This window comes from Ochrobactrum sp. CGA5 (assembly GCF_006345815.1).
In the GTDB taxonomy this organism is placed as follows: domain Bacteria; phylum Pseudomonadota; class Alphaproteobacteria; order Rhizobiales; family Rhizobiaceae; genus Brucella.
This window is the reverse complement of the sequence record NZ_VCIG01000005.1, coordinates 440,805-453,265: the sequence shown is the minus strand read 5'-3', so window position 1 is coordinate 453,265 and position 12,461 is coordinate 440,805. Positions and strand designations below refer to the sequence as shown.

The following is a 12,461-nucleotide window of genomic DNA, read 5'->3' as shown; positions in this document are numbered from 1 at the left end:
GTCGTTGCCAGAAGAATCGAGAGAATGCAGCTTGAAGGCTTCAGCATCAGAACATCTGCCCCTTGATCATCGCGAGGTGTTCAGCAATGGGACCAAGTGCCAGCGCCGGAAAGAAGATCAAGCCACCTACCACAAGGATGACGCCGATCAACAGCCCCACAAAAAGTGGACCGGTTGTAGGGAAGGTGCCCGCAGATTGCGGCGCCGTTTTCTTGGCGACAAGCGAACCAGCGATCGCCATGGCAGGAATGATCACCAGAAAACGGCCCATCAGCATGGCAAGACCGATAGTGATATTGTACCAGGGTGTATTGCCTGACAGACCGCCAAAGGCCGAACCGTTGTTCGCCGTACCGGATGTGTAAGCGTAGAGGATTTCCGAAAAACCATGCGGGCCGGGGTTTGCGATAGATGCTAGACCTGTCGGAAGAACAGAAGAAGCTGCCGTAAAGCCCAGGATTGAGAGAGGAAGACAGAGAACAGCGAGTACGGCCATTTTCACTTCTTTTGCCTCGATCTTCTTGCCCAGATATTCGGGAGTGCGTCCAACCATCAGGCCAGCTACGAAAATTGCAACGACGACGAACAGAACGATACCGTAGAAGCCTGCGCCTACACCGCCGATGATAATCTCTCCCAGCATCATGTTGAGCATGGGGATCATTCCGCCCAGCGCCGTCATGCTGTCATGCATGGTGATCACCGCACCGCATGACGCCGCTGTTGTAACGACGGCGAAAAGCGCAGACATTGCAATGCCGAAGCGTGTTTCCTTTCCCTCCATGTTGCCGCCATCAATGCCAAGTGCATGTATGAGGGGATTGCCTGCCGCTTCGGCCCAGTAGCAGATAGCAACACCTGCAACGAACAGTGTGCCCATAGCAGCAAAAATCGCCCACCCCTGACGTTCATTGCCGACCATTCGCCCGAAGACATTGGTGAGAGCCGCGCCGATAGCGAAAATTGCAACCATCTGAATCATGTTGGAGATGGCGTTGGGGTTTTCGAAGGGATGCGCGGAATTGGCATTGAAGAAGCCGCCGCCATTGGTGCCAAGCATCTTGATGGCAAGCTGTGAAGCAACTGGTCCAAGTGCAATTACCTGTCTTGCACCTTCCAGTGTTGTTGCTTCGGCATAAGCGCCAATTGTTTGCGGCACGCCGAGGCTGACAAAAGCTAGAGTGAGGAGAATGCACAAAGGCAAAAGGACGTAAAGCGTGCAGCGCGTAAGATCGACCCAGAAACTTCCAAGCGTCTTCATAGACTTACGCGAGAACGCACGAATGAGCGCTATGGCGATCGCAACTCCTGTTGCTGCCGAAACGAAATTCTGCACTGTCAGTCCAGCCATCTGCGTCAGGTAGGACATGGTGCTTTCGCCACCATAGTTCTGCCAGTTGGTGTTGGTAACAAAGCTGGCGGCAGTGTTGAAGGCAAGATCCGCCGGAACGCTGCTCAAGCCCATCGGGTTGAAGGGCAGGTTGCCCTGAAACCGCTGTAGCGTATAAAGCAGCAGAAAACCGGCCAGATTGAATAGCAGGAGTGACGCAGTGTAGGTCGTCCAATGCTGCTCTTCTCGCTCGCTCGTGCCTGCGAGACGGTAAAGCCCACGTTCGACCGGGGCGAGTATGGGTGAAAGAAACGTCCGTTCACCGCTGAAAACGCGCGTCATGTAACCGCCGAGCGGTTTGACGAGCAAAATGATGATCCCGCAAAAAGCGAGGATCTGAATCCATCCATTGAGTGTCATGGTCTTTTCCAAGGCCTGAAAGGCTGCCGGTTAAGCGGGCTTGGCCGAAGGTCGGCCTAGAACCGTTCCGGTCGTATGAGCGCGTAGAGGAGATAAGCGGCTATGAAGACAGCGACCAAAGCGCCTGCGACGTATTCGATCATCATGACGGTGCCTTAAAGCCTTTCGCAGATACGCAGGTAGCCGAACAGCAGCGTGAAAAACCCGATGCCAGTTGCCAGGACGGCGAAATCCATAATCATGCCTAATTGCCCGTAAGGGGCTCCCTGTTTCTTACAGGCGCATTATGTTGCTGCACCGCGTAGGGTTTCGAGAGTGGGATGGTCTCTGAAAAATAAAAAACTCATATATGGACTGCCTTGGGCGAAAGCCGATGCAAACTTCACGGCTGTCAGGAATTGGGGTCATATCGCAGCAGCAACTGCACGACCGGCCGTTCGTCCCGAAAAGATGCAGCCGCCCAAAAATGTTCCTTCAAGCGCATTGTACCCGTGATAGCCGCCGCCGCCAAAACCGGCAGCTTCCCCCGCTGCATTAAGCACCTGGGCGTCCAGATCGGTATGCAAGCTGCCAAGCGTTATGCGCGTCAGAATATGGAGCTTGACGGCAATAAGTGGGCTGTTGGTGGGGTCTAGCAGAGCATGCAGTGGCACCCGCGCGTGTGAGACGATCACCGACATAGGGTCAGGCGTTGTGGATAGCCATAACCTGCGCATCCTTGGAATAAGCATCGTGACCGAAGGGATGAATTGCTGCAAGCGGCGACCAGACGTAATCAACCGAGGAGGAAAGGCACCATCCAGCCCGCAATCAGCTTTATGGAAAGCCCGAACAAGGTAAGCTGCACAAGCAGAAAAAATGGACCGTCGGGCATGGTTCGGGTCAGCTTTGCACCAACAAAGGTACCAATTACGGCGGCAGGAACGAGCCAGAAGCCGAGCGATGTGTCGAGATTGGAAAACTGCTGCAACTGCCAGTACGGCACGAGCTTTATGGCGTTGACGATGGCAAAAAGAATAGTCGATGTGCCAGCAAAAACCAGTTTTGGAAGGTGTTGCGGCAGCACGTACATCTGAAACGGTGGAGCGCCGGAATGAGAGACGAAACTGGTAAGGCCGGTAAGCACACCCCAGAAGACGCCGCCGGGAACGTCTGCCTTTCGGGCCGTCTTCCGATAGAGTGCACCGAACCACGCATTGAGACAGAATAGAATGCCAACCAATCCAACCAGCATTCCGATGAAAGTGGGCGACAGATATGCACTGAACATCCAGCCAATGCCCACACCAAGGATCGCCGCCGGTGTCAAGATCGCCAGGTTTCGTGCTGAAAAGTGATGGCGATAAAGATATAGGCCGAACATATCGCTGATAACATAGATTGGAAGCAAGAGCGCGGCAGCAGTGATTGGCGATATGACCAACGCCATCAGGGGAACGGCAAGTGTGCCGACCGATGGCAAGCCGCCTTTCGAAAGCCCGACAAGAAATGCCGCAATGACTGCAATTGCGAGAAAAAGGGGGGGATGTGCGATCATGTAATGGTGATGTCGGTATTATAGCGGGCGGCGAGAAAGCATCTCCAGCCGTTGGACCGGAGATGCTTTGTTTGGATATCAGGCGTGAGCCCACTCCCAATAAAGGGCACGAGCGCGTTTGGTCAGCGGTCCAAATTCCAGTTTACGATCATCGAAACCGATAATTGGCACGACTTTACTCATATTGCCGGAAGAGAAGATTTCGTCCGCCTGACGGAAGTCTTCAATCTTCAATGTTGTTTCATGAACAGAGATGCCCGCTGTACGGAGCAAACTGATGACACGCTGGCGCGTGATACCGTTGAGGAATGTGCCATTGGGAACAGGTGTGAAAACCTCGCCGCCGCGCACCATGAAAACGTTTGATGTGGCCGTCTCAGCAACGTTGCCGACAACGTCGGTCACCAGTGCGTTGTTAAAGCCTTTTGCTTTTGCCTCACGCAGCATGCGTGCATTGTTTGGATAAAGGCAAGCAGCCTTGGCGTTGACCGGCATTACTTCTAGATATGGCCGACGGAAGGATGTAGTGGTGATGGTAAAACCCTTCGGCTCGACCATGGGTATCGCTTCGAGGCAGAGCGCAAAATCCGTCGACGATGCAAGCGGTGCAACAGTAGTGGCGTCACCTTCTTCTGCCCAGTACATGGGGCGGATGTACACATCCGTTCCTGGCGCGAATTTTTTCAGACCTTCGCGTGCTAGTGCCTCGATATCATTGGCAGAGAGCGTCGGTTCCAATCCAAGAGCACGGGCTGAATCGTTGGCACGTGCAGAGTGACGATCGAGATCGGGTGTAACACCTTCAAACAAGCGCGCACCGTCAAAAACCAGCGAACCAAGCCAAGTCGCTTGTGAGGCCGCACCGAGAATGCGAACATCTCCCTCACGCCATTCACCCTTGTAATAGGTCCACATCGCCCGATTATCGGTCATTTCCTAGTCCTCTGACAGTATGTTTCTCGTGTTTCTGCCCGCGTCGGCGCGCATTCAAACAAAGATCGTTATCGGAAAAATGCTTGGTGCGTCTCGATATGAATTGAAACAGATCGCTACCCTAAGCGCTTCTGTTTGAAGCGTTATTTCATCGATCTTGGACAGACTATCCACATCGTAGGAGCAGCCAACGTTGGAGACAAGCGTTAACTTGTCACTGTTCGCCTTCAGGATTGTTCCGATCTATCTTCTACAAGCGCCGGAGTTGGTTCCGATGTGACAACAGCCGGAGGCCCCTCAACGCCGCGTTGCCTTTCGCGGATGAAGGTGAAGAGCCCCGAAATAGTAATGAGAACAATACCAATTAGCATAGGTACGTCTATGTGATCGTGGAAAACGAAGTATCCAAAAAGGATCGCCCAGATCATTTGGCTATATTGTGGCGAGGCTATCGCACTTGCTGGAGCGCGTTGAGCTGCGAGCATCAGCAGGATATTAGCGAGGGCTGCGAGCAGGCCGTAGCCCGCGAGATAAACCCATTGCTCCGCATTTGGCGCTTCATAGGACGGAGTCATCAAAACTCCGCAGATGACGATGGGGCCTATAAGCCCACTTGTATAGAGCGATATTCGCTTTTCGTGCTTCCCCATGACTCGGAAGATGATGATGCTCATGGCGCCACCCATACCAGCAGCAAGCGCTCCCAAATGACCGATTGAGAGCTCCCTGAATCCCGGACGGAGTACAACCAGAACCCCGATAAAGCCGATGAGGACTGCAGACCATCGTCGCCAGCCAACCTGTTCTTTCAGGAATAGCACTGAAAGTATTGTCACATAGGCTGGGAGCAGGAAAATGAGTGCAAAGGCTTCTGCCATCGAGAGATGTGTGAATGCTGTAACACTGCCTATCGTACCCACGGCGGCGGTTACGGTTCGCAATAGCCACATCTTGATGTTCGTCGTGCGAAACATATCGAGCCAGGCATCATCAGCTTTCTTTGTAAAAGGAATAGCGAGTAGGCCGAGTGCAGCGCCGAAGAATGCAATTTCATATGGTGACAGCGTGCCATCAAGAAACTTGACACAGGCGTCGCTCACAGCGAACGCTGCATAGGATGCAAACGCAAGAAAAATACCGTAAAGCATGACGATGTCCGTAAAGAAACGGGGGAGGATTTCGTTCTTTCCGCTCCCTTAATCGATTAGAAGCCTATTGGCAAAAGACATTTCTCAAATTCCGCATTTAAGTCTAGAAACGGGCAATTGCTTGGTAGGAAAGTAAATTCGACCTTTTCAAGGCTATAAGCTCAAGCAAAAACGCATGCCACATTTGCAATCATATCTGTGGTGGAAATTTAGGCAAACGCCTATCTAATAATCATCCAAACGAGGAGAAAGCAAATGAACATTCGTCAGAAAGTACAGCAGTTCGTATCTCGCCGCCGCGCTATCCGTGAGCTTGGTGCAATGGACGACCATCTTCTTGCCGATATCGGTGTTTCGCGTTCGCAGATTCAGAGCGCCGTTTTCGGTAAGTAATAACTTATGGCGTGTCTCGTGAAGCATCGCCCCGTAAGTGAAAATCGAATAAAATAATAAAGCGTCGGTCTCCAGTCCCGACGCTTTTTTTATATATCTAATATAAAAAAGTTCTTTGATCTGAGATTTCAGATTCCGCACTAAAGCTATAGTGTTATGCACTTGGATAGCAGCTCGAAACCCGGCTGCGCCTCATTCTCACCCCACTTCCCCGTCCCCTGGAATGAGACGTATTCCGTACTATTTTGGGACAGATCACTATTGTCGTCCTCCCGATTTTCAGCCAACTTGTTTTTGCGGGGGCAAGTGATGAGGATGCGGTCTTTCCGTTGTAGATGCGGGTGGCTCGCCTATGTTCATCACTCTTATTTCATAGCAATTTCTATTGCCTATGCATGCTATTTGTTGTGCTAAGTCATTGCCAGTAAGTATTGCGTGGAATGCAGGAGTGCACGCAATCTAGCTCTTGCGCATCGGGCGGTGGCAGGCTTATCTGGCCGCCCGATGACGCAAAGCGGATACATCATGGATATTATCTGGAATGGAATCCTGATTGGAATCGGCGCGACAGTTGCAATGGACCTGTGGGCCTTGATAGTGGCCGCAATGCCAGGGCAGGCACGCCCAAATTGGGGATTGGTCGGTCGCTGGTTTTGGCATCTGCGCCATGGGCAAATCTTCCACGATGACATTGCCGATGCCAGGTCCTATAAGCACGAAGTAGTGCTTGGCTGGATTGGGCACTATGTGGTCGGTGTCCTTTACGGTATCATTTTCGCTATCTATGGCGGCGAGGAATGGTTTTCTGATCCTGTCTTCTTTCCAGTTTGGATTTTTGGCATACTGACGGTATCTGCAGGGTGGTTTCTTTTACAACCCGGCTTGGGAATTGGTTGGGCAGCATCCAAACTGCCGAATGCGCGCAATGTACGTCTATTGAATCTTGTTGCGCATACGTTTTTTGCGCTTGGTATGTACGGTACCGCTTTGCTGTTACAAAGTTCATTTCGAACAGTCAGCTAGAATTATCAAGCCTCTCTCGTAAACGATCTTTTTTGAATCTGTTTCAAATATTTCCCTTAAATGAGTGACTGGCGTGTGGCGCGATATCAGTCCACACTAAATCATGTCAACAAACTGGCATTCACACGGCAGAACTGTGCTTTTGACCATGATGGGTGTATGGGGAACATGTCGGACTGCAAATCTGTAGCCGCAACTAACATTATGGCAATCGCATGGTTGCCTCAGATCGATATAGTACGAAGCGTAACATGTTGCGCATCGCAATTTCACGCGAACTGAGGAGCCAATTGACGGGCGATTGCCTTGGAGGGACGATGCTCGAAAAGCTGTTCAAGTTACAGGAACACGGCACTACGGCGAGAACGGAAATCATTGCCGGCGTGACGACCTTCCTGACGATGTCTTATATCATCTTCGTAAACCCGGACATTCTGTCCACTACGGGTATGGATCGAAACGCCGTTTTCGTTGCCACCTGCCTTGCGGCAGCTCTCGGCTCGATCATTATGGCGCTTGTTGCAAACTGGCCTATTGGCATGGCGCCAGGCATGGGCCTTAATGCATTCTTCGCCTTCACAGTTGTTGGGGCGATGGGCTTTTCCTGGCAGCAGGCGCTTGGCGCCGTTTTCATTTCCGGCATTATCTTCCTGATTTTAACGGTGACAGGTGTACGTCGCTGGTTGGTCGAAGGTATTCCGCATTCCCTGCGTAGCGCGATTGCTGCAGGTATCGGTATGTTCCTTGCCCTAATCGGCTTAAAGAGCGCTGGAGTTGTTGTTGGCAATCAGGCAACCTTGGTTGGACTTGGCGATCTGACCAAAGCTGGTCCGCTACTCGCGATTGCCGGCTTCTTCATAATCGCTGTTTTGGATGCCTTGAAGGTTCGTGGATCGATCCTTATTGGCATCCTTGTCATCACCTTGGCATCGATTGCTCTCGGCATAAGCCAGTTCGGTGGTGTTTTTTCTGCTCCTCCGAGCCTTGCGCCAACCTTTCTTCAGCTTGATGTAATGGGGGCCTTGCATACCGGTATTCTGCACGTCATTCTGGTCTTCGTGCTGGTTGAAGTTTTTGACGCCACCGGCACCCTGATTGGCGTGGCAAAGCGCGGCGGCCTGATAGAACCAGGTAAGCCAAACCGTCTCGGACGCGCCCTTTTTGCGGATAGTACTGCTATTCTGGGCGGTTCGCTTCTCGGCACGTCGTCTACAACTGCTTATGTTGAAAGCGCCTCGGGCGTTCAGGCCGGCGGTCGCACAGGTCTGACGGCGTTGGTTGTTGCACTACTGTTCCTTACAGCCTTGTTCATCTCCCCACTCGCCGGTTCTGTTCCGGCATATGCGACGGCACCCGCACTGATCTACGTTGCTTGCTTGATGATGCGTGAACTGACCGAAATCGAATGGCAGGATGTAACGGAAGCTGCACCTGCTGCACTGACGGCCTTGGCGATCCCGTTCACCTATTCCATCGCAAATGGCCTGGCGTTCGGTTTCATCAGCTATGTCGTGCTTAAGGCCTTCACCGGTAAGGCGCGTGATATACACTTGGCTACTTGGCTGGTTGCGGCACTCTTTGTCATCCGCTTCGCATTCTTTGCTGAGTGACAATAGATGCGCCGGGCTGAAACAGTCCGGCGCTTTTCTGCAAGATCGGGAGGAATAGAACTGTGCAAACAGATGATCTCAAACTGCTTGAAAGGCTTATCGACGTTATTGAGCAGAATGTCATTCCGCTGACCGAACGAGGCGTTGCGGAGGGCAACAAGGTCTTTGGTGCAGCTTTGTTGCGCAAGTCTGATCTATCTCTTGTTCTTGCGGAAACCAATAACGAGACAGAAAATCCACTCTGGCACGGTGAAGTGCACACCTTGAAGCGCTTTTACGAAATGCCAGTAAGCGAACGTCCGGACACGAAGGACATGGTCTTTCTTTCCACTCATGAACCTTGTTCTATGTGTCTTTCGGCCATTACATGGAGTGGTTTTGATAACTTTTACTACCTGTTCAGCCACGAGGATTCACGGGACGCTTTCTCGATCCCCCACGATTTGAAGATACTCAAGGAGGTCTTCACGCTCGAACCTGGGGGCTACAATCGTGATAACGTCTTCTGGCATAGCCATTCGATTCCGAAGATGGTTGCATCCCTACCGGAAGCGGATCGCCAACGCCTGGGTAAAAGGCTAGATGCCATTCTTGCCCAATATGACGAATTGTCCGGTACGTATCAGGCAGGCAAAGATGGAAACGCTATTCCTCTCAATTGAAGAGAGATCGTTTTTCTTATGGTCATATGCCTGAAATGGGCGCGTGCCAGAGGAGATGCGCGAGATCGGATACCCGGCTCGCGCATTTTTCATATCTGACAGGACGAGCTTCATGACCTCTGACCAAACAATATCAGCGATTGGTTTCTGTACCCCGACGGGTGACGGTAACTTCAGCACGCTTGAGGGCGCAATTCGTAACATCGTCGAACTCGGTTCAGAAGCTGTAGAACTATCGTTATATGGCGAGGAAATCATCTCAGGCGGTCGTCTCATCCCGCACCGCGTGGATCGTCTCGTCACTATCACTAGGCAGTTTGATACCCGCTACAGTGTCCACGGACAGATTGTTTCCAATTTCATGGACCGCGAGCACCTGGATTATCAAAAGGCTGTTGTTCGGGCGATGCTGGAACTATGCAACCGCGTCGGAGCTGAAATTCTGGTTCATCACTCAGGCCATGCTCCCATGCCGGCGCTTTCTCGTATTCCTGATCTCAACAAGTTGGAACGAGATGCGCTTGCCGAAATGGCGGAGCTTGCAAAGACATATGGTGTCCGTATCGCACTGGAGAATATCTTTGCAGTGAGCGATGATGAATATCGCCAAACACCGGCGGAAGTCGCCAAAACGATTACTGCGATCAATCAAACCTCCGTCTGCGGGCTGATCGACTTCAGTCACGCCTATATCGAATGTACGCGTCTGGGTCTCGATTGGCGTCAGCAGATTCGCGCCATGGCACCTGTAACCGGGCATTTGCACGTCCATGACAGTTTTGGTCGTCCTTACACAATGAACAAGTTTTATCATCCCGCTGAAGCAACAGCACTCGGTATTGGTGATCTGCATCTGCCGATCGGATGGGGCGATATTCCATGGGAAGATATCTTCGATGAGCTGATTCTCCTGCCCGATACATTTCTGATCATGGAAATCGGAGAGGATCGCTTCAGTACGGAACAAGCCGAGAGTCTTGCACGTGCCCGCAAGCTCGCTGAACGAGTTAACAATCGTTTGAAGGCGGCTTGAATATAATGATACAGGCCGCGCTGAGCGCGGCCTGTATTCCAGAGCCCAAGAATTCTATTTGCGGATTTCAGTGAGCTGTTTCTGTACTGCGTCAATAACATCATCACCAATCTGCGACTTGTACTTGGCATAGATCGGCTGGGATTTCTCGAGCATGCGGGCATGCTCTTCCGGCGAAAGCGTGTTCACTTCCAGACCTGCTTCCTTGATCTTCTCGAGCGACTTCTGGTTTAGTTCGCGAATAACTTTGCGTTCAACGTCGCGACCGACAACGGCGCATTCACGCAAGGCAGCTTGTTCTTCCGGTGAGTATGTGTCGAAGATCGGCTTGGAATAGAGAAACAGAAACGGCGTGTAGGCGTGTTTTGTTTCCGTTACATATTTTTGCACTTCATAGAATTTTGAAGTGTCGATCGTAACGTAGGGGTTTTCTTGTGCGTCAATTGCCTTCGTTTCCAGCGCCGAGAAGACTTCGCCGAACGCCATCGGAGTGGCATTGGCACCAAAATTCTGGAATGTATCGAGGAAGATGTTATTTTGCATTACGCGGACCTTCATGCCGCTGAAGTCTTCCCACTTGTTTACCGGGCGCTTCGAATTTGAAAGATTTCGGAACCCGTTCTCCCAATAGGCAAGGTTGACGAGGCCGACAGCAGCGAGCTTTTCGTCCATCATTTTACCAAACGGGCCGTCAACGATAGCATCGGCTTCTTCGTCACTGGCGAAGAGAAACGGCAAGTCGAAGACCCCGAGTGCGGGAACGATTCCGACGAGCGGTGAAGACGAGGTAACCACGCCTTCCTGCACGCCGGAGCGCAGAGCCTGCGTTGCCTGTAAATCCCCTCCAAGTGCTCCGCCCCAGAATGCGGTTATCTTCATTTTTCCGCCGGACTTTTCGGCAAGGCACTCATTCATTGCCTTAACGCCATTCCCAACGGGGTGATCTTCGTTAATGCCGTTCGAAACGCGAATATTACGCTCTTGAAATTCGGCGAATGCGGGTACGGTAAGCGCTCCCGCCATGAGAGCGGTAGTCGCCAGCATAATCAGTTTTTTCATTGAACTCTTCTCCTCCCAGAGTTGATGTTAAATCTAATGAAGCCAATTCATGGGCACCAGTACGAGACTTGGAAATAGAACCAGCAACAACAATACGAAAACCTGCGAAAATAAAAATGGATTGACGCCTGCGATTACTTTACCAAGTGGCACCTTTGAGACACCGCTGACCACATTCAGCACCACGCCGACAGGCGGAGTGATCAATCCAATACTGGTGTTCATTATGAACAAAACCCCGAAATATGCCGGGTCGATGCCAGCCTGCTTGATGATCGGCATCAGAACAGGCGTCAGGATGAGGATCGTCGGTGTAAGGTCCAGCGCAGTTCCGACGATCAGCACCAGGATCATAATAGCGAGCATCAGCAGTTTCGGGCTGTCTATCAACGGTGCGATGTAGCCGCTAATCTCCGCCGGAATGTTTGCTGCCGTTATCAGCCACGATGAAACCAGTGCCGAGGCCACGAGAAACATGATGACAGAGGTTGTCTTGGCAGCCCGTAGAAACACACCGTAAAGATCGATAAACCTCAGTTCGCGATAGACGAACATACCGATAAAAAGGGCATAGGCTGCGGCTACGACTGCTGCTTCCGTTGGCGTCATGACACCCATGCGGATGCCGCCGAGGATGATAATAGGCATGCCAAGTGCCCATAATGCCCGGCCGGTTGCCTGCAGTCGTTCTTTACCCGACTTCTTAGGCAGCACTTTGAGGTTGTCTTTTCGGACGACGGCCTGCCAGGTGAAAAGCAGGGCAGTACCCATCATCAGACCCGGCACGATACCAGCCATGAAAAGCTGCGTTATGGACACATTGGCGGCAACGCCGAATACGATCATTGCCATTGATGGTGGGATAACTGGTGCGATAATACCGCCCGCCGCCATTAAACCGGCTGAGCGGGGGACGTTATAGCCAGCTTTAGCCATCATGGGTATAAGGATCGTTGCAAGCGCCGCTGTATCGGCCGCAGCCGAACCTGATACGCTGGCCATGATGATTGCCGCGAGAATGGCAACCACACCAAGACCGCCTCGGATATGACCGACACAAGCTATGGCAAAATCAATAATGCGGCGGGAAAGGCCGCCTGAATTCATCAGTTCGCCCGCCAGGATGAAGAAGGGGATTGCCAGAAGCGTAAAGGAATCGACACCGGCAATCATGTTCTGAGCGATGATTTGCGTGTTGAACATCCCCATGTACCACATGAGAACGACACCACAGAACATGAGTGAAAAGGCGATCGGAACACCGATCGCCATGGCGCTGAGGAGGGAGCCGACAAATACTACAAGCGTCATAT

General features: G+C 51.9%; 12 protein-coding genes and 1 pseudogene. 5 read left to right on the top strand and 8 right to left on the bottom strand.

Going from position 1 to position 12,461, the window contains the following annotated elements; translation table 11 throughout:
- Positions 1-46: 46 nt before the first annotated feature.
- The 6 genes and pseudogenes from kdpA to FJQ48_RS06820 all read right to left on the bottom strand — a co-directional run bounded on the left by kdpA (position 47) and on the right by FJQ48_RS06820 (position 5,368).
- The gene (kdpA, locus tag FJQ48_RS06845) at positions 47-1,750 is read right to left on the bottom strand and encodes a potassium-transporting ATPase subunit KdpA (RefSeq protein WP_139974425.1); all 1,704 of its coding nucleotides are present in this window, start codon (positions 1,748-1,750) and stop codon (positions 47-49) included.
- A gap of 56 nt (positions 1,751-1,806) precedes the next feature.
- Entirely contained in the window at positions 1,807-1,893 is an 87-nt protein-coding gene (gene kdpF, locus FJQ48_RS06840; protein ID WP_247870327.1) for a K(+)-transporting ATPase subunit F, read from the bottom strand.
- A 261-nt stretch (positions 1,894-2,154) separates the two neighbouring features.
- Positions 2,155-2,476, bottom strand: a pseudogene (locus tag FJQ48_RS06835) (FAD-binding protein); the annotation flags it as partial.
- Between the two features lie 49 nt (positions 2,477-2,525).
- Positions 2,526-3,287 carry a sulfite exporter TauE/SafE family protein gene (locus tag FJQ48_RS06830; protein WP_139974423.1) on the bottom strand — a complete coding sequence of 254 codons (762 nt, stop codon included), beginning with the start codon at positions 3,285-3,287 and terminating at the stop codon, positions 2,526-2,528.
- Between the two features lie 78 nt (positions 3,288-3,365).
- Positions 3,366-4,220, bottom strand: coding sequence for a branched-chain amino acid aminotransferase (locus FJQ48_RS06825; protein WP_139974422.1), 855 nt, complete (start codon positions 4,218-4,220; stop codon positions 3,366-3,368).
- Positions 4,221-4,447: 227 nt separating this feature from the next.
- Positions 4,448-5,368 carry a DMT family transporter gene (locus FJQ48_RS06820; RefSeq protein ID WP_139974421.1) on the bottom strand — a complete coding sequence of 307 codons (921 nt, stop codon included), beginning with the start codon at positions 5,366-5,368 and terminating at the stop codon, positions 4,448-4,450.
- 255 nt (positions 5,369-5,623) lie between these two features.
- On the opposite strand from FJQ48_RS06820, the gene FJQ48_RS06810 reads away from it, so the two are divergent.
- From FJQ48_RS06810 to FJQ48_RS06790, 5 genes are all read left to right on the top strand, one after another.
- The gene (locus FJQ48_RS06810; protein ID WP_006471330.1) at positions 5,624-5,761 is read left to right on the top strand and encodes a DUF1127 domain-containing protein; all 138 of its coding nucleotides are present in this window, start codon (positions 5,624-5,626) and stop codon (positions 5,759-5,761) included.
- 522 nt (positions 5,762-6,283) lie between these two features.
- Positions 6,284-6,784, top strand: coding sequence for a DUF2938 domain-containing protein (locus tag FJQ48_RS06805; RefSeq protein WP_180350154.1), 501 nt, complete (start codon positions 6,284-6,286; stop codon positions 6,782-6,784).
- 317 nt (positions 6,785-7,101) lie between these two features.
- Positions 7,102-8,394 (top strand): NCS2 family permease, encoded by a 1,293-nt coding sequence (locus FJQ48_RS06800; RefSeq protein WP_139974628.1) that lies wholly within the window; start codon positions 7,102-7,104, stop codon positions 8,392-8,394.
- A gap of 62 nt (positions 8,395-8,456) precedes the next feature.
- The gene (locus FJQ48_RS06795; RefSeq protein WP_139974419.1) at positions 8,457-9,056 is read left to right on the top strand and encodes a nucleoside deaminase; all 600 of its coding nucleotides are present in this window, start codon (positions 8,457-8,459) and stop codon (positions 9,054-9,056) included.
- A 112-nt stretch (positions 9,057-9,168) separates the two neighbouring features.
- The gene (locus FJQ48_RS06790) at positions 9,169-10,089 is read left to right on the top strand and encodes a sugar phosphate isomerase/epimerase (protein ID WP_139974418.1); all 921 of its coding nucleotides are present in this window, start codon (positions 9,169-9,171) and stop codon (positions 10,087-10,089) included.
- Positions 10,090-10,143: 54 nt separating this feature from the next.
- Here the strand turns inward: FJQ48_RS06790 and FJQ48_RS06785 are convergent, their stop codons facing one another.
- On the bottom strand, positions 10,144-11,148 hold the full coding sequence (locus FJQ48_RS06785) for a TRAP transporter substrate-binding protein (RefSeq protein ID WP_139974417.1): 1,005 nt from the start codon (positions 11,146-11,148) through the stop codon (positions 10,144-10,146).
- A 33-nt stretch (positions 11,149-11,181) separates the two neighbouring features.
- Positions 11,182-12,459, bottom strand: coding sequence for a TRAP transporter large permease subunit (locus FJQ48_RS06780; protein WP_139974416.1), 1,278 nt, complete (start codon positions 12,457-12,459; stop codon positions 11,182-11,184).
- Positions 12,460-12,461 lie beyond the last annotated feature (2 nt).